General features: G+C 41.3%; 18 protein-coding genes. 1 reads left to right on the forward strand and 17 read right to left on the reverse strand.

Translation table 11 applies throughout. The features are described from left to right. From POV26_RS00060 to cyoE, 11 genes are all read right to left on the reverse strand, one after another. Positions 1-1,272: an ABC transporter permease gene (locus POV26_RS00060; RefSeq protein WP_272854449.1), complete on the reverse strand. Its 1,272-nt coding sequence runs from the start codon at positions 1,270-1,272 to the stop codon at positions 1-3. Beyond that, entirely contained in the window at positions 1,265-2,509 is a 1,245-nt protein-coding gene (locus POV26_RS00065) for an ABC transporter permease (RefSeq protein WP_272854450.1), read from the reverse strand. Before POV26_RS00065 ends, POV26_RS00060 begins: the two co-directional genes overlap by 8 nt. Continuing rightward, positions 2,502-3,209, reverse strand: a complete 708-nt coding sequence (locus POV26_RS00070; RefSeq protein ID WP_272854451.1) for an ABC transporter ATP-binding protein — start codon at positions 3,207-3,209, stop codon at positions 2,502-2,504. The genes POV26_RS00065 and POV26_RS00070 overlap by 8 nt, the downstream gene beginning before the upstream one ends. A gap of 141 nt (positions 3,210-3,350) precedes the next feature. Then, complete coding sequence (locus POV26_RS00075; RefSeq protein ID WP_272854452.1) at positions 3,351-3,587, reverse strand: hypothetical protein; 237 nt, start codon at positions 3,585-3,587, stop codon at positions 3,351-3,353. A gap of 105 nt (positions 3,588-3,692) precedes the next feature. Further along, positions 3,693-4,220, reverse strand: coding sequence for a DUF420 domain-containing protein (locus POV26_RS00080; RefSeq protein ID WP_272854453.1), 528 nt, complete (start codon positions 4,218-4,220; stop codon positions 3,693-3,695). 2 nt (positions 4,221-4,222) lie between these two features. Beyond that, a complete protein-coding gene (locus POV26_RS00085; protein ID WP_272854454.1) occupies positions 4,223-4,846 on the reverse strand; it encodes an SCO family protein in 624 nt (207 codons plus the stop codon). 92 nt (positions 4,847-4,938) lie between these two features. Beyond that, complete coding sequence (locus tag POV26_RS00090; protein ID WP_272854455.1) at positions 4,939-5,604, reverse strand: hypothetical protein; 666 nt, start codon at positions 5,602-5,604, stop codon at positions 4,939-4,941. 140 nt (positions 5,605-5,744) lie between these two features. Next, positions 5,745-6,128: a cytochrome C oxidase subunit IV family protein gene (locus tag POV26_RS00095; protein ID WP_272854456.1), complete on the reverse strand. Its 384-nt coding sequence runs from the start codon at positions 6,126-6,128 to the stop codon at positions 5,745-5,747. 18 nt (positions 6,129-6,146) lie between these two features. Further along, positions 6,147-7,130, reverse strand: a complete 984-nt coding sequence (locus tag POV26_RS00100) for a cytochrome c oxidase subunit 3 (protein ID WP_272854457.1) — start codon at positions 7,128-7,130, stop codon at positions 6,147-6,149. 45 nt (positions 7,131-7,175) lie between these two features. Then, positions 7,176-7,757 carry a cytochrome c oxidase subunit 3 gene (locus POV26_RS00105; protein ID WP_272854458.1) on the reverse strand — a complete coding sequence of 194 codons (582 nt, stop codon included), beginning with the start codon at positions 7,755-7,757 and terminating at the stop codon, positions 7,176-7,178. Positions 7,758-7,862: 105 nt separating this feature from the next. Beyond that, on the reverse strand, positions 7,863-8,756 hold the full coding sequence (gene cyoE, locus POV26_RS00110) for a heme o synthase (RefSeq protein WP_272854459.1): 894 nt from the start codon (positions 8,754-8,756) through the stop codon (positions 7,863-7,865). 122 nt (positions 8,757-8,878) lie between these two features. Between cyoE and POV26_RS00115 the strand changes: the two genes are divergently transcribed. Continuing rightward, positions 8,879-9,862, forward strand: a complete 984-nt coding sequence (locus tag POV26_RS00115) for an MBL fold metallo-hydrolase (RefSeq protein WP_272854460.1) — start codon at positions 8,879-8,881, stop codon at positions 9,860-9,862. A gap of 51 nt (positions 9,863-9,913) precedes the next feature. On the opposite strand, the gene POV26_RS00120 is transcribed toward POV26_RS00115, so the two are convergent. From POV26_RS00120 to sov, 6 genes are all read right to left on the reverse strand, one after another. After that, on the reverse strand, positions 9,914-12,004 hold the full coding sequence (locus tag POV26_RS00120) for a gliding motility protein RemB (protein WP_272854461.1): 2,091 nt from the start codon (positions 12,002-12,004) through the stop codon (positions 9,914-9,916). A 106-nt stretch (positions 12,005-12,110) separates the two neighbouring features. Then, entirely contained in the window at positions 12,111-12,890 is a 780-nt protein-coding gene (locus POV26_RS00125) for an energy transducer TonB (RefSeq protein ID WP_272854462.1), read from the reverse strand. A gap of 112 nt (positions 12,891-13,002) precedes the next feature. Next, positions 13,003-13,725, reverse strand: a complete 723-nt coding sequence (locus tag POV26_RS00130; RefSeq protein ID WP_272854463.1) for an energy transducer TonB — start codon at positions 13,723-13,725, stop codon at positions 13,003-13,005. Between the two features lie 66 nt (positions 13,726-13,791). Continuing rightward, positions 13,792-14,187 (reverse strand): VanZ family protein, encoded by a 396-nt coding sequence (locus POV26_RS00135; RefSeq protein ID WP_272854464.1) that lies wholly within the window; start codon positions 14,185-14,187, stop codon positions 13,792-13,794. After that, the gene (gene gcvH, locus POV26_RS00140) at positions 14,156-14,536 is read right to left on the reverse strand and encodes a glycine cleavage system protein GcvH (protein ID WP_272854465.1); all 381 of its coding nucleotides are present in this window, start codon (positions 14,534-14,536) and stop codon (positions 14,156-14,158) included. Before gcvH ends, POV26_RS00135 begins: the two co-directional genes overlap by 32 nt. Positions 14,537-14,557: 21 nt before the next feature. Next, a complete protein-coding gene (gene sov, locus POV26_RS00145; RefSeq protein ID WP_419179996.1) occupies positions 14,558-21,811 on the reverse strand; it encodes a T9SS outer membrane translocon Sov/SprA in 7,254 nt (2,417 codons plus the stop codon). Positions 21,812-21,813: the final 2 nt, after the last annotated feature.

The following is a 21,813-nucleotide window of genomic DNA, read 5'->3' on the forward strand; positions in this document are numbered from 1 at the left end:
TTATTCAGTTCTTAATGCTTCAACGGGTCTTACCTTAATGGCATTTTGCGCAGGAATCAAACCCGCCAAAAGTCCGGAAACTATCAAAATGGTCAATGCTATAAAGACAACGCCTATGTTTACGGAAGGATTTATAAACATCATTTCGCTGGTGTCCATAGTGCTCAGCTGATAATTTACCAGCCATAGCACGGCGGATGCCAAAATGATTCCTGCCATTCCAGAAACAATGGTCAAAAAAATCGATTCCAATAATATCTGTGCGCGTATGCTCCAAGGCGTTGCTCCCAAAGCACGGCGAATACCTATTTCCTTGGTGCGTTCCTTTACCACAATCAACATAATATTGCTAATGCCAATGATGCCGGAAAGCAACACTAGAATTCCAACGAAATAAGCCACAAAATTTAACGCAGTAAACAGGCCATTTATCTTGTTGTATTCTTGGTAAAGATCGAAGTTCCCAACGGCGCGATCGTCATTTGGATTAATGGTGTGCCGCGTTTTTATAACATCAAAAATTTGTGATTTCAACTCGGTAATTGAAAAATCGTCTTGAGCGGTGATTGCCATCCAACCAACGATATCGCCCATATTGAACGCCTGTGAAAATGATGTGAAGGGAACGTATATTTCCTTTTGCATTTCTTCGGGGTCGCCGTTGTTTCCTTTCTTTTTGTAGGTGCCAATGACCATAAAGTTAACGCCGTTTATTTTAATGTAGGAACCAATAACCTCTTCTTTTGGTTCATATAGAGCACTTTGAACACCGCTGCCGATGATGGCGACCTTGCGTTTCTCGTTGATGTCTGAATAATTTATAAACCTGCCGGAAGTGATGTCCATGGGCTGTTGTTGGATTATTTCGGGATAATCGCCATAAACGTTGAAAGCACCCGTTTGAAGGCCCCGAACCACGTTATTGCTTCCGCGGAAACCACCCAATTGATTTCTTGGGGAAACAAAGCGAAGGCCCTGCACGTTTTGTTTAATAGCGGCAACATCGTCGGTTTTAAAATTGTACCTGCGGCCCTTTGGCAAACCTTTATAAGGCTGTGAAGCGGTTTGGGACCACATAAACATGGAATTGGTAGCCATACCACTGAAACCTTGTTTTATACCATTTTCCAGACCGTTGCCTGCTGCTAAAAGAATTACTAAAATGAAAATACCCCAAAGCACGCCGAAAGCAGTCAACACAGTCCTAAACCAGTTGCTGCTCAGGGCTTCAAGTATCTCCGCCCAACTGTCTCTGCTGAATAGTTTACTCATCGCGCAAAGCATCTATGGGTTTAATATTTGCGGCTCGGTATGCCGGGAAAAATCCGGCAACGGCTCCCGCGACCACTAGAATGATTACTGTTGTGATTGCCACAGAAAAATCTACGGAAGGATTTCGGATGTAGTCTGTTTCAATGAATGGACCAACCATCTGCAATAAAAACAAACTAAAAATGAGCCCAACGAAGCCTGCAATTGCCGTAACAAAAATAGATTCGTGGAGTATCATTCCGATAATGGACCACGGCTGGGCGCCAATAGCTTTGCGAATGCCTATTTCCTTGGTGCGCTCTTTAACGATGATGAGCATAATGTTGCTAACGCCCACCACCCCGGCAATGATAGTACAAATGCCCACACCCCAGAAAAACCAGCGGATCATATTATTAAGGTCGTAAAACTTTTTGGTGTTTTCCAAAGTGTTGTTCACGTTTACGGCTCTTTCATCCGTTGGCGCAATGGTGTGCTTTGCTTTTAAATCTGCTTCCAATGCTGCCGAAAAAGCTTCGGAAGCCGCCAAGGCATCTTCGAAGTTATCCTGCTTTTCAAGTGTAAAAGCCAAGGACCTAAGTTTATCGCCAGCGTTATAAATTCTTTGTGCAGTTGTTAAAGGAATAAAAATACGGGTTTCCTCGCGCTCGCCACCTGGATCGCTATAAATACCGACCACTTTAAATTTTATCCCCGCAATGTCAACATATTCGCCGAGCGCATTTTTACCTTTGAAAAGGTCCAAATACACCTGATTGCCGATTATGGCTATTTTTTCATTCGAATTCAAGTCCCTTTGATTTACAAATCTTCCGGCGACCAAAGTTGCGTTTTCCAAAAATTGGTAGTCAGGCCGAACCCCTTCCACCCTATAGCTTCCGTTTTCCTTTTTGTAGGTTGTCAACTGCCCCCACCTGCTGTAAACGCCAGATTTGAGTTCCAGTTTGTCGCTGTTTTTGTTGACCGCCATTTCATAATCACGGTTATCCAGTTCAATAAATCGCCCGGGATTGAGCCCTTTGTATTCCACCGAAGTTACGTTTGTCCAGACGCTGATGCGGTTGGTGGCATCCCTTTCAAATTCCTTTTCGACCCCGTTGGACATACCTTGGCCAATGGCGAGCAAAATGACCAAAATGAAAATTCCCGAAGCTACGGATAGACCCGTTAAAAAAGTTCGCAGCTTGTTTTTGCGAATCGCTTCAAAAATTTCCTGCCAGCGTTCAATGTTAAACATAGGCTTCGGCTTTAGCACGTACTTGGTCCACCTTGGAATCGTCAATGATAATTCCATCTTTTAGATTGACAATGCGCTTGGTCATGTGTGCAATATCGTCTTCGTGGGTAACGATCAAAATGGTTTTTCCTTCGTCGTTAATGCCTTGGATGAGCTCCATTACTTCGTAAGAAGTTTTGGAGTCAAGCGCTCCGGTGGGTTCGTCGGCAAGCAATACCTTTGGATCGCTGGCCAAGGCGCGTGCAATGGCCACACGTTGCTTTTGTCCGCCAGAAAGTTCGTTGGGAAGATGTGAAGCCCAATCTGCCAGGCCTACTTTTTCAAGATAGTGCATGGCTTTTTCGGTGCGAATGTTTCGTTTCACGCCTTGGTAATAAAGGGGCATAGCCACATTGTCCAAAGCCGATTTGTAATTGATAAGATTGAAGGACTGAAAAATGAAACCGAGGAACTTGTTGCGGTAGCGTGCGGCCACTTTTTCGTTCAAGTTTTTGATCAATGTACCGTCGAGGGTGTAAGTGCCTTCATCAGCTTCATCTAAAATACCAAGAATGTTGAGCAAAGTGGATTTTCCTGAACCGGAAGAACCCATAATGGAAACCATTTCTCCTTCGGAAACCGAAAAGTTAATCCCTTTTAAAACATGGAGCGAATTTTTGCCCATGTGATATGATTTATGAAGGTTTTTGATTTCTATCATCCTGAAATTTGTTGGATTACAAAATAAGGTGGAAATTCCATCCTATATGTGAAATTCTTGTTAAGACTTGAAAAGATTATGGGTTTCGCTTTTTATAAGACTCAAAAAGCTGGGGTATGTTACAGTACCGATTGAAAAAAATCAGGAGTTTTCCTGGGAGCGGGCTTTTTTTCGGCTTCGGTAGATAGCGTAGCCAACTCCGCCGATAAGCAGGTACGGGAAAATCATAAGATAAACGATACCGTTGTTGATGCCTTTGGCTGCCTGTCCTCCTTCTTCACTTTCCAAAACCGCGCGGCACATGGCGCATTGGGCTTCGGCGGGGACTGTCGCGATGAGAAATAAAATCAATAGTATGAAAAGAATTTTTGCTTTCATTTGGTATTCATAATTTAAAAAAATAAGCGTAAACTTTAGGTTTCACGGTTATCTTTTTTCTTTTTTCTTTTTTCTTTGTTCTTTTCTCTTTTCTCTTTTCTCCTTTTAATAATACGGTGAAATCATCAAATAAACAATTACGCCGCTCACGGCCACATAGAGCCATAACGGATAGGTGATTCGAGCAATTTTTCGGTGTTTGTAAAACCTTCCCGAAATGGCGCGGACATAGGTTATCAGCACAAAAGGGATAACGATGATGGATAGCAAAATATGCGTTAACAGAATAAAATAATATACATATTTCAACATTCCCTCGCCGCCGTACACGGTTGAATCTGAAGTCATGTGATAGGCCATATATAATATCAAAAACACAACGGAACAGCCGATTGCAGTTTTCATCAGTCTTTCGTGTAATTTTCTGTTTCCTTTCCTAATTTGATAGACGGCGGTTACCAAAAGCATAGCCGTGATACCGTTAATGGTTGCATATATGGGAGGCAGAAAGCCCAAGCGTTCCACTCCCGGTATTTTTACCGAAAACAAGGCCGCAACCGCCAAAGGAATAGCAATGGAAAAGATCCAGATCCAAATGTTATATTTTTTTGTGTTCGCTGCTGTAGGCTGCATTGTTACAATAAATTTTTGATGTCTTCTTTTAGCATTTGTAGCTGTTTATCGTCAAGTCCATCGTAATAAATCATCGGGTTTCCATTGTCGTCCTTTCTGGAACGGATGTTGCCATTTTGGTCTATCAATGCGAAAAAGCCGGAATGTTCAAAACCTCCGTCTGCCTCTGGCACTTCGCCCACGTACAGATTGAAACCTTCGTTTGCGAGTTTAAATATTTTTTCCTTATCGCCCGTTAAAAGATGCCATTGTAATTTTGTAATGCCCTTAGTTTTTGCGTATTCCTTTAAAACTTCGGGTGTGTCGTGCTCGGGATCAATGGAAAAGGAAGCCATGCCGACTTTGGGATTGCCCAAAAACTCATTTTGGATTTTGATCATGTTTTCGGTCATAATTGGACAAATGCTGGGGCAGGTAGTGAAGAAAAACTCTACTACATACACTTTGCCTTCATAGTCTTTATTGGTAATCGTTTTTCCGTGCTGGTCCGTAAAGCTGAAAGCGGGTACGGCACCAATAGTTTCAAGATCGGATTTTGAAAGGGTATCCACGATTTTTGGCACCGCCCAAATTCCAAAAATCAAAATAATAAATGAAATGCCTATGTATGAATAATTCTTTTTCATTTTTTAGATGATTCTAAAGCTACTGTTAATACTATCCAAATATTCATTATGAACGCGGGCCAACTGAAAACCGCGACTGCGACTGTAAACTCTTATATCTCCCTGTTCGATTTATACTTCTTCAAAGCCCGTCTGTATTCTGCCAAAAGCACTTTCACGTCATCGCTCATTTTGTTGTTTATTTCTGCAATGTTGCTGGAGTCAAAACCATACATCACTCCTGCATCCTCGTCATCTTTCCTTCCCCGAAGGCTCCGTTCTTTGTCTATTATAAAAACATAGGGGCTGGACAGATTGGAATCCAGCGCAAGGTTTGAGTTAAGCGACTGAAAAACCCGCTTGATGTCCGTTTCGGGACCAAAGGCGAAGAACCACGCATCGGTGGGTGCTATCTGTTTCAGTTTTTGCTCAATGTTTTTAGCCTGTTCTTGGGCGCCCTCGGGCAATAGGATCACAAATTGAAATTCTTTGAACTCGTGGTTCTTGCTGTATATTTTTTGGGCAAGGTTATAGGCGTACGCCCTGTGATCCTCCAGGTTATTTCCGAAAAACCCCAAAACCGTAATGCGGTCTTCCAACTGGACTGGTTTCCCTTGAAGATCCTTAAAGCCATCCAACTCAGCGACTGAAGGTGTCAATACCGGCAACGGCTTAAAATAATTGGTGCTCATTGCAAAAAATATATATGCCGTTATAGGCAGTATAAACAGGATGCCGAGGACGATATATTTCTTAATATTTGCACTATTTTTTTTCATGTCGAAAAAGGTAGATTGGCTGGTTTGCAAAAATACAGGGTAAAAGGGGTCTGGGCAATGTTTTGGGTGTTAATTTTAAAGTTTCAGTTCATAAAAAAACCCTCAAAAAAGAGGGTTTTTACTATACATTAGGGATAGGTCTAAAAATTAAATTTTATATATCCGTTTTTATATACTTCAAAAATATAATCGCCTTCAATCAATACCAGCGTTACCAAATATATTATTAGGAAAACTGCAGTCCAGATTACCGCCCTGCGCAAGCCCGCGGTTTCGTCGCGCATGTGCATAAAGTCCCAAGTAATGTAATACGCTTTAAAAAGCGTAAGGATTATAAACACCCAGTTAAGGAGTCTTAGCGCCAAAAAGTGATGGTCCACCAAAAAGTCTGGGCGGATAATCCCCAAGGCCACTTCTACCGTGGTAATTATGGAAAGTACCACAAATACTCCCCAAATCTTACTCACGTTTGATTTGAACTTTAAAGCTCCTCTAAATATTTCCAATTTGTGTTCGTGTGCCATTTTTCTACTATAAAAAATTTATACAAGATAAAAGAATGTAAATACAAATACCCATACCAAATCCACAAAGTGCCAGTACAGTCCTACTTTTTCGACCATTTCGTAATGGCCGCGGCGCTCGTAGGTGCCCAATATTACGTTGAAAAATATAATACAATTTATAAAAACCCCGGTAGCAACGTGAAACCCGTGAAACCCGGTAATAAAGAAGAAAAAGTCTGCAAAGAGCGGATGGCCATATTCGTTGTGGCGAAGGTTTGCACCTTCCACTACCATAGCGCCGTCATTCACTACTTTTGCAATGGATTCTTCACGGTTTAAAATGATGTGCCGCCCGTGCTCATCCTTGTGTTGGATTCTTACCAAAATATTGTCATTGGCCAAGAAACCTTCTTTTACCTGTTCAAAAGAAACACTTGGAAAATACTCAGCTTCCGGTTTGTACCAAATTCCATTTTCCTTTGTTTGCTCTGTGCGTTCCCCAGTGGCCGCAGCGGCGAAATCGCGAAGTGCTACCCGTTCCCCTTCTTTATCCAGAAACTGAACAATTTGCCCGCCTTTTGTTTCTATTGCCCCATAATCGCCTTTGATAAAGGTTGCCCACTCCCAAGCTTGTGAGCCCAAGAAAATAAGACCGCCAATTATGGTGAGGAATAAATACAGGATTACCTTATTCTGTTTCATTTTATGGCCTGCATCTACGGCCAAAACCATCGTTACCGAGGAAAAAATCAAAATAAAGGTCATAAATGCCACATAATACATGGGCGCATTTACCCCGTGCAGGAATGGAAAGTGCGTAAACACTTCATCCGGGATGGGCCAAGCATCTACAAATTTGAATCTTGAAAATCCGTAAGAGGCAAGAAATCCTGAAAAAGTAAGGGCATCAGAAAGGATGAAAAACCACATCATCATCTTGCCGTAACTTGCTTTAAGCGGATTGTTTCCGCCGCCCCAGGTTTTTCCTTCGGTACCTGTTTTAACAACAGTAGCTTCCATAAAAGTAATTTGGTTTTAAATAAGGTTCAAAAATACGTTTAATTTTTATTTAACGAAATATAAAAATAAAAACAGGTAAATCCACACTACATCCACAAAATGCCAAAAAGTGGCAGCCAGTTCAACACCAAGGGTTTTACCGTTTTCATATTTTAGTTTATAATGATTATAAATTACAACCAAAAGCGCTATAAGCCCACCAAAAACGTGTGCCACGTGCAGTAAAACCACCAAATAGATAAAAGAAGTGGTAATGCTACTTGTGGGCCCCGTAAAATTATACCCACTTTCTACAATTTCGGAAAAACCAATAAACTGAAACGCGACAAATAGGACGCCCAACAAAAAAGTGGCGACCAAAAGAAACATTCCAGGTTTGTTTTGCTGTTTTTTAATTGCCCTAAGTGCAAAAAACATGGTAACGCTACTCACGATTATCAACACAAGACTTATGTAGAATGCTTGCGGCATTTCAAAACTTGAAATCCAGTCTGGCCTTTCCTTGCTCACTACATACGCACTGGTAAGTCCCGCAAAACTCATCGTTAAGCTAATAATACCAAACCAGAGTATGTTTTTCTTTGCCCTATTTCTTTTGCTCTCTTCAGTTCCTTCGGTTAAATCCATTTTATATTTTGTTGATTCGTTAATTGGTTAGTTCGTTAATTCGGCACTTCGGCTGCGCTTAGTGTGGCAGATTTGTTGAATCATTTCGCCCAGCACCCAGCCTTTTCATCTTAAAAATTTATCAGCTACATAAATTATCTGCAGCAGTGTAATATAGCTCACGCTTGCAAGCATAAGCTGTTTGGCGGCCTTTGATGTTTTTTCCTTGTAAAGGCGAAGGGCGTAATAGATAAGCCCCATGCCCAAAAGACCGATCAAAATTCCTGAAATGGGCGTCAAGAAAAGTTTTCCGGTAATTCCCAAAACTGGAACAAGCGACACCAGCACCGTCCAAATTGTATATAAAATTACCTGAATTGCTGTGCCCTTATCACGCTTTCCATTGGGAAGCATAAAGAAGCCTCCTTTTTGGTAATCTTCAAAAAGAAACCAACCGATGGCCCAAAAATGTGGGAATTGCCAAAAAAACTGAATCATAAACAAGGTTCCCGGTTCAATTCCAAATTTACCGGTAGCAGCAACCCAGCCCAACATAAAGGGTATAGCCCCCGGAAAGGCACCCACAAAAACCGAAAGCGGCGTTCTTGTTTTTAAGGGCGTATAAAGACTGACATACATAAAAATGGATATAGCCCCAAACATCGCTGTTATTGGGTTAATGGAGTAAAGAACCACGATGCCGACCACAGTTAAAATAACGGCAAGAACAAAGGCAGATTGAACCGTCATTTGTCCAGCGGGAAGTGGCCTGTTTTTAGTGCGCTCCATGAGTGCATCGAGATCGCGCTCTATTATTTGGTTATAAACATTGGAAGCGCCCACCATACAGTAACCCCCAACGCACAAAAGGAAAAGTATATAAAAGTCAATGGAATCGGCGCCCAACAAATAACCCGCAACAGATGAGAAGACTACGCTAACGGAAAGCCGAAATTTGGTGATTTCGATAAAATTCCTAACAACGGACTGGGTAATTGATTGTGATTGGGTAACGGACAAGCTCTTTTTTTTACGCTGGCAAAGATACGCTTCCTGTAATTTTTCCGCAATATATTCTTGACAATGTTATGCTTTATTTCAGCATTTTTAGTATTTTCAACCAATTTTAAAATTAAAAAAAAATGTTTTCAAAATTCGTCCTAAACACCGCCTTTCTATTTTTCGTTTTAACAGCCTTTGCGCAAACCGATACCGGGGAGAAAATAAACACCAAACTCGTAAAAGTCAGCAACAAAATCTATATGCTGCAGGGCAATGGCGGCAACATTGGGCTCAGTTTTGGCAATGATGGTGTTTTTATGATAGACGACCAATTTGCGGAAGACATCGAAGAAATCCAGAAACAAATTAAAAAGATGAGTGATAAGCCAGTTCGGTTTTTGGTAAACACACATTTCCATGGCGACCATACGGGCGGGAATGCGGCAATGGCGCAAACGGGGGCGGTAATCTTTTCACAAGAAAACGTGCGCAAACGACTACAGGGAATGATTCAAAGAGATACCAAAAAAATACCTGAGGAAGCGCTTCCGGTAGTTACCTTTTCGGAAGACCTCACGTTCCATTATAATGGCGAAAAAATATATGTTTTCCACGTGCACAACGCCCATACCGACGGTGATGCTATGGTTTACTTTACAAGCAGCAACGTGTTACATACTGGCGACGTTTTCTTTAATGGAAAATATCCGTTCATCGATATTGAAAATGGCGGCAGTTTGAAGGGCAGTATTGAAGCCCTGGGGAAAGCGCGATTGATAATAAATGAGGACACTAAAATAATTCCGGGCCACGGAAACCTCGGCACTTATAAAGATCTTCAAAAAACCGAGAATATGCTGTCCGTTGTTTACAAAAGAGTTTATGCGAATTACCTCAACAAAAAGACTGAAGACGAGGTAGCAAAGATGACCGACATAACAAAGGAATATGATGCCGAAGGGTATGGCACAGGTTTTATAAGCACTGAGGCTTTTTTAAGAATGATTTACAAAAGTGTTGCCGGAGAACGAAAATCCATTGAAAACAATGCCGAAAAAAACAAACAAGCTCGCGAAAAGGTTGAAAAAATGATGAAGGAACAAGAACACAAAAAGAAAAATTAATAATTAGAAATCCCTCTTTCAAGCAACCTGGCAGTTTTTGGCCAGGTTTTATCAAAAATCATAATACCAATTAAACAAATCTGTTCGTATTCCAAAATTTACCCAGGTAGTTTGGTTTTTAAATACGGTTTCGGTATCCACCTCCGGGTCAAAGCTTCTAAAAATAAAACTTCCGTAAATCTTTAAGTTAGTCGCAGGATTGATGACGTAGCCCGCTTGCACTTCGGCGTGGAAAAAATTGGTTGTGTTTCCTTGGGCCAGGTTATTGCCATCATCTGAAATACGGTCATCCTCGTTTCCGTAAATATTTCCCCCATAGAAAAATGAATCTTCTGGGGTGTTGAACTCAAAGCCACGTTTTGCAATAATAAACTTGGCATCGCCGTAAATTCTTCCTTTTTGGTATCGCGCAATTGTGATAAATTCAGAAAAATTGGCGCCAAGGGTATGTGCCATAGATTGGTTGTTATGCCCATAATTAAGGACCACGGTATTATGCGAATAGGTATAGGGCCGCACCCTATTGTACTCGGTTTGTAAATAGAGGTTTTTTAAACCGAATGCATCGTAATATTTCAACCCAAGCTGATAGCCCGTTTTGTTTTTATAACTTCCCTTTCCGCCAAAAACATCGCTGGTAGAAAATTCATCAATTATAAATTGGCCGTAGGCATTTACACGGTCATTCACTTTGTATTTTGCACTTATACCAATCAACGCATTCCCGCCTCGGGATCCTGTTGAAAACTCTATGGCGCGATAAAAAATTATAGGGTTGAGATAGTTGACGTCAAAACCCCGGTTATTGTCGTTCTGCCATATTACCGATTCAAAAAGCCCAATATTCAATCGTTTTGTGATGTTGTAGCTCAAATAATGGTTGGCCATATATTTTGTTCGGAAAGAACCGTCTTCAGTAACCTCGGGCCGCACATCGCGCAGTGACATCCAGGTGTTAGTGTATTTCAGCTTCCAAAAAGTAGTGTTTATTTTGAAGAACGGATATGGGCTGGCATTATCACTGGTAAATAACGAACGGTACCCATCTCCAAGAAATGTTTTGCCATGCCCTAATTGAATATTGAAATATTTTGATGGCGTATAGGAAATATGTCCCGTTGCTATGGGATAATCATAGGAGTCAGAGCGAAATTCCTTTGCAATACCACGCCCCGGAATGATCGCCGGGTTTCCACCGTCTGGACGAATGGACTCCGCATATCTATTAAAATAATCTGCAAAACGTCCCTGACTTTCATAGATGACCCCAAAAAAGCCGATCTGCTTCCCAATACCACCCTGTGTATAGACCAAGCGCGTGTTGTTATAGGTGTCAATATCTGCATCAAAATCCTTTCCGGCCTGTAAGTCCACACCAGCATCCAGCGTTAACCAATAGTCTTTCCCTTTGATTGTAACCAGGTGTTCGTTCCAAAGTTTTCGGCCAAACCACGAAGTCTTGTTTTTTAAAATTTCCTTATTGGCCGCCTCAAAATCGTAGTATTTATTTACTTCGTTGTAAACATACGGCTTTTGGGCGGTATGGTTATTCAAGCCCACCCGGTTTAAAGCCGGATCAAAAAGACTGTAATTATGGTGCGATAACGGAATGTTTATATTGCTTTTATACTCCTCGTTATTGTAGGGAAGATTTTCAAGGGCATCGTATTCATTAACCAGTGCTTCTCTTTCGTTTTTCTTTGAAATTTCCTCGGTCTGAATGATGCTTTCCCCAGGTGCAACCAGCGGAATGGCAATGGGCAAGGTAAATTGCACATACGTAGGCGATCCGTTATAGGTTGCAGGTGCTACTTCGGGAAGCGATTCAAAAACGCGCCGGGCTTCTTCTTTTAATTCATCATAGATTCCATCGATATATAATACTTTGAACTTACCCTCCTTCGTTACTTCAAACAGAACATTCACATTTCCTTTATAATTTTCCGAAAAAACCTTTTCGGGGACTTTGAAGTTTTTAAAAATGAACTGCTGCAGTGTGTTTTTAAAACAATTTTCCAAAGCATTGACATCTGCATTGGCACATTCCTCAAAAACCGGATATTTTTCATATTGGGCCGAAGGAACCTGTGCAAAGGAACCTGCTGAAAAACAAAAAATAAAAAGAAATATAAACTGCTTCATCGTGGTTTGACTGTTTAATGCCGAAAGATACAGTTTTTTTGTAATGACCAAATTCAAAAAAGGCCCCCTTTTTTATTGGGAGCCTTCCTTTTTTATTAAAAGTATATTATTGGATATTAAAAGTAATGGGTACCGTGTATAGCACATCCACATTCCTATTCCCTTGTTTACCGGGTTTCATAGTCGGCAAATTATTGATTACGCGCTGTGCTTCTTTCTTTAAGTTTTCATTGTGGGCATTTGCCCTCACATCGGTTACGTATCCTTTTGAGTCTATTTTGAAATTTACATAGATTTTATAGGTTTCGTTTGCGTTCAAACCTTCCAATACTCCTTTTCTGAAATTTTTATTGATAAAGGAATTTATTTTAGAAGACATGCATTCCACCTTTTCGGCGTTTGATCCCAAAGATTCGCAGCCGGGAAAAACGGGAACAAATTCTACATTTAGCATATTCTTTGGCTTGGTGTCCTCAAAAGTTTCCGTAGCATTTGAAGGCGGCGCCGGCGTTTCAACCACTGGAGCATCAGTGGCTGCAATTGGCGTTTCCACATCTGTACTTGCATTTGGCTTCACAACGAAGCTGTTGCTCGCAACTACTTTTGGTATGGGTACTCGTTTTTCAATTATCTTTTTAATGGGCTCTGCGGGTTTGGGCAAGTCCACATCAATTACATATTCCTTCATGGGCGGTTCTTCAATGCCGTCATACGTTGGCTGTTTAAATTCCGCAACATTCAGTTCAAAATTGGCTTGCATTACGAAGAAAACAACCAACAAACTGGCAATGACACCTATTTGGAAAAACAAACGTGAATTCCATTTGATGTTAATTTGCTTTTTTTCGGCTCTCTTGTTTCGGGTATTTTTTGCTGTTGCTTTCATAATACAAAATTTAAAAGGTTACACATATTATGAGATACAACTGTTGTGCCAAAACGAAAAAACCCCGTATTTGCTGGTGCAAACACGGGGTTTTAAAAATTTCTATAATTATTTATTGGATATCGAAAACTATTGGAAGGGAATAAAGCACCCCAACTGGTTTCCCACGTTGTTTTCCCGGGGTCATATCGGGCAAGGATTGTACTACGCTAACGGCTTCCTTCTCCAATCTTGGGTGTGGAGCACGGGCGCGTACATCTACTACTTTTCCGTTTTTATCAATCTTAAACTGAACGGCAATACGTTGCCTTCCGTCCAAACCAAGATCTGAAGCCAGATCGGTATTGAATTTTTTATTGATAAATTCACTAATTTTTGAGGACATGCATTTCTTTTTTGCATCATTTCCTTTTTCATTCTCACAGCCCGGATAAATAGGCACATTTTCAATTACTGCGAAAGGAACGTCGGCAATTTCTTCCTCAACCGCTTCTTCTTTAATCTCCTTAACCTCAACAATTTTTTCATCTTGTTTTACTTCGGTAGATTTTATTACGGTTTCCTCCTCTTCCACTTCATCTTCCATAACCTCAATAACCTCTGGTGCTGGTGGTGGCGGTGGCGGTGGTGGCGGTGGCGTTAATTGTTGTGTGATTGGAATCTCTTCTTCAAGATCTTCACCTACGTCCAATTTTCCGAAGTCATTATCGGATTTATCATAAGATTTCCATTCAATTGCTTGCCAAGCAAGGAAAAGCATAACAACCATTCCGAGTTGGAAAAAAAGCATGCTTCTTCGACTAACGTCTGCTTTCGGATTTTTTTTGGGTTCCATAATAGTGGGTTTAACGTGTTGCTAAAATATAGAAATTATCATTCAATTTAAAACTTAATTGAAATTTTAAGTTTTAAATTTATTTTTTACGCTTTTGAAAAAATAGATTCCAATCAGTGAACCTATTAAGTTCGCGGCTACATCAAAAATATCTGCACTGCGTGAAATTGTTAACAGCCCCTGTAATATCTCAATTATTATGCCATAAAGCAGTACTGAAAGCAGGACGGTGAGCATCCATTTATTGTTAAATCGGAAATCATTTTTTTTATAGAGATACAACATCCAAAGATTTACCAATATAAAATAAATGAAAACGTGGATAATTTTGTCCAATGCTGAAATTTGGACATTGGGCAGATCTTGGCTAGGAATAAAGAACAGAACTGAAATTAGGCAACTGTACAGTATCGCAATAAGCAAAAGTGGCTTATCCGCCAATAAGTGCTTTATAGGCATCATCGTCCAGTAGTTCTGCTATTTCATCGGGGTTTGAAATTTTCAATTTTATCATCCACCCTTCACCATAGGCATCCGAGTTCACCTTTTCGGGTTCAGACTCAAGGCTTTCGTTGAATTCGATGATTTCTCCAGAAAGTGGTAAGAACAGATCTGAAACTGTTTTTACAGCTTCAACCGTCCCGAATACTTCATCTTTATCCATCGTGTCGCCAACGGTTTCGACTTCTACATACACAATATCGCCGAGCTCGCCCTGAGCAAAATCAGTAACTCCAATAGTTGCGGTATCGCCTTCAATTAGAACCCATTCGTGGTCCTTTGTGTATTTTAAATTTGAGGGTACGTTCATAATAAATCAATATTTAAATTCTTAGTTTCCAAAGTTATAGCGAAGGGTAAATCCACTTCTGATGGTTGTTTGTGGGAATGCCGTGGAGATGGCATATTTAGAGAATGTATGGTCATAATAGAACAAGGCGGTTAAATTTTTGCTCAGCGCATAATCAATAGACAACTGTGCGCCATAGATGGTCTGTCCAGCAGTGGTTTGGTTGTTTTGAATATCTAAATACCTAACGATTGTTATGTTATCTCTTCTTGAAAGATCGACCTTAAAGTTCAAATCACTGGTTATGACTGATTTTTTTCCGCCGAAATTAGTGGAGATGCGCAGGTCCTTAACTCTGTAGCCAAGACCGATAATGTATTCATTCCCTTTAATTTCCGTGAGTAGATTGTTGGCGAAACTCATGGAAAGTGCACGGTCCTTTCGCATTTCGGCAAGAATTTTTACCGAGTTGTTCATTTCAAAATCCAGGCGCAATAAGGGTGAAAACTGCTCGGTCAAGTTTACATTGGTCAATAAGGTCTTTACCTTGAAGTTACCTGATTGATCCGGCGCTTCGGGGTCATTAGGGTCATAATCTAAATTGGATTGAAACTGATTTACCGTATAACTGGCCCTATAGCCGTGGGCAAGAGAAAAGCGCTTGAAGTTTTTCTTGAACCAAGGAATGTTCATTAAACCCGTATATTTAATATCCCAGTTTGGAAGCGGGATATCCCTAAAAATTCCGGTTTTTTCTTTTGACGCATTGCTTCCTTTATATGCCGCGAGGAAAGATGGCAGTAACACATCTTGGCTATTTTTTCCAAAACCAACCGGGTAACCCTCTGCATCCCGTGGAATTGGCCTTCCTTGGTAGTAGTCTTCAGCCAGTCTGTTTGCAATGACCAGTCGGTTGCTTCGGAATTCGTCAAAAGCAGCAGAACTGTTCTCATCGCTGGAACTAAACGCGGTTTTAATCAAGACTGTTGATATGTTGAAGTTTCCAAAGGTATTTGGGGTCAGGGAATTATAAAGACCGTCCTGGACTATATAGTTTTCGGCATAGTTTTCGGAATAAATCCTGCTTCCGTTTACGTCGATAGTCAAATCGTTTACAGGCTCCAAATTAGCTTGAATGTCCATTTGGCGGCTTTCAACTTCTGTATATTGTTCGTTAAATTCCGGGTATAACGTCAACCAACCCTTTCGCGCGGCAAGATCCCGAACTTCAGCCTGGCTTCCAAAAACAAACCCGGCGGTTGGTTTAAGCGTACCAATAAAACCGATGGAGGGTATGTAACCGGGCAAATAAATACCGTTGTTTTCCTGATAGTTGAATTGTATTTTCTTCAGCATGGTTGCAAAACCAATGGCGGTATTCAATACTTTATCTCCGGCATTTAAACCTCCTTCGTTATTGGCACCTCTTCCAAGAACGCTTGGCGACCCGGTTTTCCCATTTGAAAGCGCACCTTTCTCTTCGGGGCCCAATTTGCCTTCTCTTCCCTCTTTTCCTTCCTTTTCGCCTTTTTCACCTTTTTCGTCACCTTCGCCGGAAGCAGATTTTTTTCGTTTGCTCTTCTTAATTTTTGTAAGCCCAACGTAACGGTAAAAGCTGTTCATATCTAGGCTAGAGTTGATTTGGTGCGTGCTTGCATTTTGGATGGAATTCCCCAGATTATACGTATTTGTGGTGCCATCGCTCAACTCAATGGGCAAATTATTAAACTGTTCGCTTCCGCGTTGCCATTGATAGTCGCCCGTATATGAATACGTGGCTCTAATAAACTTCAAGAATGGAAACTTGCTGAATGGCAAATCATAGTTTAACTGTAACGATTGGAAATGCTGGTTTGGATCGCCCACATCAAAGAAACCGTCCCATACGCCAATATCGTTGTTAACCTCGCCGTCATCGTTCAAATAATTATTCACAATCATGTTATTTGTGGAAGTGAAGTTTAACCGCAACGATTTGGTCAAGTTATGGTTGATGGTGTATTGCCAGTCAAAAAGGTAATTGCGTTGGTATAATCTTGGCAAACCAATATTACCGGCCTGCAAATCAATTTCCCTAAACTTCTGTTCGTTGTACTGTCGTGTAATGTTAGAGCTTACCGAAATATTTGTCGGCAAGTAGTTAAAGTTTAAATCCTTCATAAACTTCCAGTACTGTCCTCTAAATATAGAATCGTTCTTTTTGAAAGGCTCTACTGGTTTTGCTATGAAATTGTAATTATAAGTTGCCCCTACACGAACGTTTTGTTCCAGCGCATCTTCCACCTCAAAATCGTGATGGTCTGTTTGGTTATAGGAAAAGGATCCCGTGAAATTTTCTATATCATATACCTTAGCTTTGGAATCTCCGGTTCGTTCTTTACGGACCCCGATTAGGTTTACACTTTCGCGTTTGGTATAATTTACCGATTGATTCTTTATCCGGTCTTTTTCGTCCTGATCCTCTGTATTGTCCAGCCTCGTCTCCAATTCAATATCCTGGAATTCGGGATCGTATTGCGGAGTTATCAATTCTTCTGAACGTCCATAGTTGAATGGAAGTTGAACCCCCCATTTTTTCGGCAAAAGCTGTCCAAGATTCAAATTGGTAACCACACCATATTGTTGAAAATCTTCGCGGCTTCTTTGGTTCGGACCTTGTTCCAGGGAACCGAAACCTATGGTGCTTCTTTTTCCCGTGGCGCTAATGGTCGCAAAATCTGCAATATTGGCATCCATACTTACTACCGCTGCCCAACCGCCTTTGTTTTTAAGCTCGGACATTCGGAGCTCGTTGAACCAAACTTCACCACAAAGCTCATCATTTGTAGCGTTTCTTACTCCAAGCATAATGGTGCGGACGTTTCCAAAGCTTGGATTTCCCTTTATACCTATACGCAGTTCGTTTTCGCCATTGGTTCCACCTCCATCAAGTTCAGATTGGTTGAAGAAGTTTACCACTGTTTGGTCATAACTCGAATCGCCAAGCACTTTTGTTTTTATCTGCTGAAGCAATTCCAACGGCAGATTTAAACGGTTCGCAAGTGGCCAGATTTCCTCGGCACTTCTGGCGCCAAAGTTTGTTGGGTTCAACGGTATTTGAACTTCGTAATAGTTGTTGGTAAGGTCATTCCCCAAACGGATGAATGCAACCAATTGCCCATCCTGCAATTCTGTTGAATTGGTATTGTCTATAATGGATTCTGCATGGATGAACATTTCCAGGTTTTTGTACTGGCGCATATCCACATTAAAGTTTTTGTAAACCGCACGACCGTCATTTTGTTCCAGCCCACAAACCCGTAACGAAAGCGATTGCTCGTTCTCGCGAATAATGTTATTGTTGTTGTTTAGCTGCTCGCGCTCAAGCCCCGGAGGCAGTACATACGGAATAGGCTGGCGGTTTTCGTTTTCTTCAATGCTTACTGAGCCAACTTCAAAAAGGGTGTCGTCATTGGCCGGATCTTCAAAGGTTACATCGTCCAACGTTTTTTCAAATCTTCTGTAATCGCCGCGAATCAATTCCATAGTCCCGAAACGCAATACGGTGTTTTGTGAAAACTGTGATAGGAACATTCGCATAAAACGGATAGACCTAAAATCTGAAATACCGTTGATAGCTTGGTCAGGCTTGCTGATAGGGACTTTAAACTGAACCCATCGCACATCTATAGTATTATTATCTGGGGTGGTTATCTGTTGTAACTTTACATCGGTAACATATTTGTTGTTATCGGTATCCAGTTGTCCGTTAAGGTTCTGGAAAGGAACATTGTATTCAAAATAACTGTCAATCGTGTTCATGGTGTTGTCACGATTTATATCTTCCACATCGGGCTGGGCGGTGCTGCCCCGATTGGTGTTTGTAACTTCTACGGGAGAGTTTCCTTGGGTTCCGTTATATTTTAAGTAACGGTCCAAAATACTTCCGTCGGCTTGCAAAAAGTATTGGTAGTCATCATTTGCAGGATCTGGAAGACCTGCAAAAGCTGGAAATTTTGCGCCTTCACCAGCATTGTCCAAACCATCTAATCCAATATCTTGATTTACGCGCTCCTGTCCTTCGGAATCAAAGGTGTAAACAAGAGATTGGTTGGTAGGCACCTTACCCCAAGCTGTACTTGTAGTGTTATTATCACTTCCATCTTTAGGCAATCCGTTTTCATATTGTTTTCTTCCATCTTTTAATACATCTTCTGAAATGCTTCCAAGGTCAAAATTCAACATTCCCCCAGGGTTTCCACTGTTTTCATCATAAATGAAAGGGTCCATAACCCAAAACTGAATGTATTCCACATTCGATTTTTCAAAATCAGTAGTAGTCAGTGGTCGCATTATCCCTCCAAAGCGATCCTCGGGATTTGGCAATGTATTACCGCCCGCCGCTTCGGGACTGTAGTTATATTCCCCTCTAACTGATGGGTAATAAGCCAAATCTAAAGTGAATAAAGCCTGGGTTTGGCCTTGAATGATATCTTGGAGTGGAAAAATTTCATCCCTAAAAACACGACGGGTAAAAGGAGAAGAGAGGTCTTCATCATTGATGCCTTCCGGTCTTTGGCTACTGTAGAAAATAGGGTCAATACTGTACCAAGCCAGTTTTGCACGCTTGTAATTATACCCTAAATTATCATTGGCCAATTCACCTCCATAACCAATAGGGGCACTGGATAGGGACCAACTGGAAGGTGAGCTAATGTCATTACCGGTTTGTGAAGATTCAAAATCATCCACATATACGGTGGTTTTTCCATCAAAGTCGGAAACCTTTGGAGCACCCGGGTTTAAATAAGCGAATTCACCGCGTAACGAAATGTTGGATTCAACATCCGTATCAATATTGGGAAGATGGTTCACCATTCTTGTAAGAAATGGGACCTCGGTGGAATAATTTATATTTATTCCATAAATACTGTTGTTGATGGGCTCTACGCCATAGGATGATTTTTGGGTCAATGGGCGTTCGTTAAGGTTGAGGTAGGTTGCGCCCACCAATAATTTATCGCTAAACTTGTGCTCCACATTCAAGCCCGTAAAACGTTTGCTCTGCTGCCCAAAAAGCGAATTGTTTTCAGTGCTAACGGAAATTGGAATGTTGCTGTTCAACAATGAGGGATCCAAAATCTGGACCCTTCCCAATTGATAGTTTACGGTATAATCCACACCTTCCACCAAAGTGCGTCCTCCAGCGGTTACGGTAACGGAACCCTGTGGAATATTGAAAGCTCCAATTGGAATTCCATCAGCGCCCGTGGATTTGTAACTTCCCTTTAACTGGAATTTATTTTTCTCGCTTTCCTGCTGCTCTGCCTGTGTTTTTGTTCCGGTATAAAGTGTTCGGAAAACGTACTTCGCCTGGTTTGCGTTATAGGTAGCCGGCATATCATAGGTAGCCGGAATTGATGGCACATTCAGCTTATCAAACAAGTGTTTTCCAAAAGGCTCCACCGTTGTAAAGATAATCCGTCCGTTTTGGGCATCTACGGTTATTCCGGGCAGAAAATCAAAGAAACCATCACCTCCTTGTACGGGATCGTTGTTGAAGTTCAATCTATCAACGTTGAAAACCTTCAAAAGAATTTGATTCTTCACATCATCGGGAAGTTCTGGACCCCCCTGCGCTGGTTCTATATAATTACGCGGTGATGCTTCGGTATAAAATATGTTCAGCTTAAAGTCTTCCTTTTCAAGTTGGTATGCACCAATGGGATAGATATTTTTCATCATCAAATCCCAGGCTGGTTCTTCCACATTGGTAATACTGCTCTTTAAAAGTTTTACAACGAGGTTTTGGGCAAGTCCAACTTCCCCGCCGGGAGGATTTCCACCGCCGCCGCCATTATTATTGGTGCCGCCGTTTGCTTCTACCCCATCATTGGAAAATTCACCTACTTGATACACCTTTCCATTAACGGTAAATTGAAACGAAACCGCCAAAACCTCATCGTTGGTCAAACGTTGGTTTAATGATATATAGCCCAATTGTGAGTTAAGCGAATATTCCCCTGCATCCAATCTTCGGGCGTTCTCAAGTGTAACATAATCGGTACCTTCATTTACCTGCAGCCCTGTGAATCCTTGCCGAACACTCGCCACGTCCCGGATTGCCGGGTTTAGCAATGATGGAGCCCCTCCGTTTATTCCAAAGGGGTTAAAAAGGTTGTTCCCGTTGTCGGGATAGGCATTTCGCGGTGCTCTAATAAAGCCTCCCGGAGGTGTGCTCAATCCAATATTTGTTGGATCGGATTCCCCAATATCCTGAACCGCCACAATGTTTCGCACGTTTTCAGTACGGCTGGTGCGGTTGGTTATCCAAACCTCCATTCGGGTAATCTGGACGTTGCTGTTGATAAAGGGATATTGTTTTAAGGCGCGATCATAATTGTCCCTAAAATAATGTGACAAAAAGAAATGGCGACTTTCATCGTAATCCAAAGCTGCAAGTTCAAAATCTGTAATGGTGGCTCCGCCTTCAGCAGTAACGGTTCTTGTTTCCGATTTCTGTTCAGAAAAAACCCCTGTGATGGTAGTTTTACCGAACTGAAGTTGTGTTTTTACCCCGAAAAGGCTTTGAGCCCCTTGAATTAATGAACTGTTCAGCGGCATGCTAACGTTACCCACTTCAATCTTTTGAATGATGTCGTCTTCCGTCGGGGTGTATTCCAACTTTATCTGGTTCTGGAAATCGAAGGTGCTTTCGGTGTCATAATTTGCGGTAACCTGAAGTCTGGTTCCCACTTTCGCCAAAAGGCTCAAACTGATTCTTTGGTCAAAATCAAAAGAGAAATTGCTTCGGTTACGGGGCGAGTAAGCGGGATTGTCTTGTTTTGTGTACAGCAATCCAAGATCCATTTCAACAGAACCTTGCGGAATTACCTCAATCGTATTTCCGCCAAAAATAGATTCAAAGAACCCTGAATTCACGTAAAATGTTGGCAGTAGGTTTTTTTGCTGTTCCTCAGAACCTTCTTTTCTACCGTCAGCAGCGTCAATTTTTTGTTTGAAATATTCCTTCATCTGTTCCTCTTGAATGAGGCGCTGATATTCTTGGGGGGTAAGAATTATGGGATATGTGATATTAAAACTACCCAAAGTTTGGGTGTAAATGTATCTGTCCGTTATAGGATCATAAGTATATAAATCCTGAATACTGGTTGGAGTGGGCAAGTCCATCCGTCCCATTTCATTGCCAACGGCTGTGGTGTCCTGCGCCAGCGAAGCATTGCTGACCAATATAAAACTTACTATTGTTAAAAGCTTGAAAAAGCCATCCTTGTAAACGTAATTTTTTGCCTTCAAAT

The sequence above is a fragment of the Aequorivita todarodis genome (assembly GCF_028561335.1).
GTDB classification, from domain to species: domain Bacteria; phylum Bacteroidota; class Bacteroidia; order Flavobacteriales; family Flavobacteriaceae; genus Aequorivita; species Aequorivita todarodis.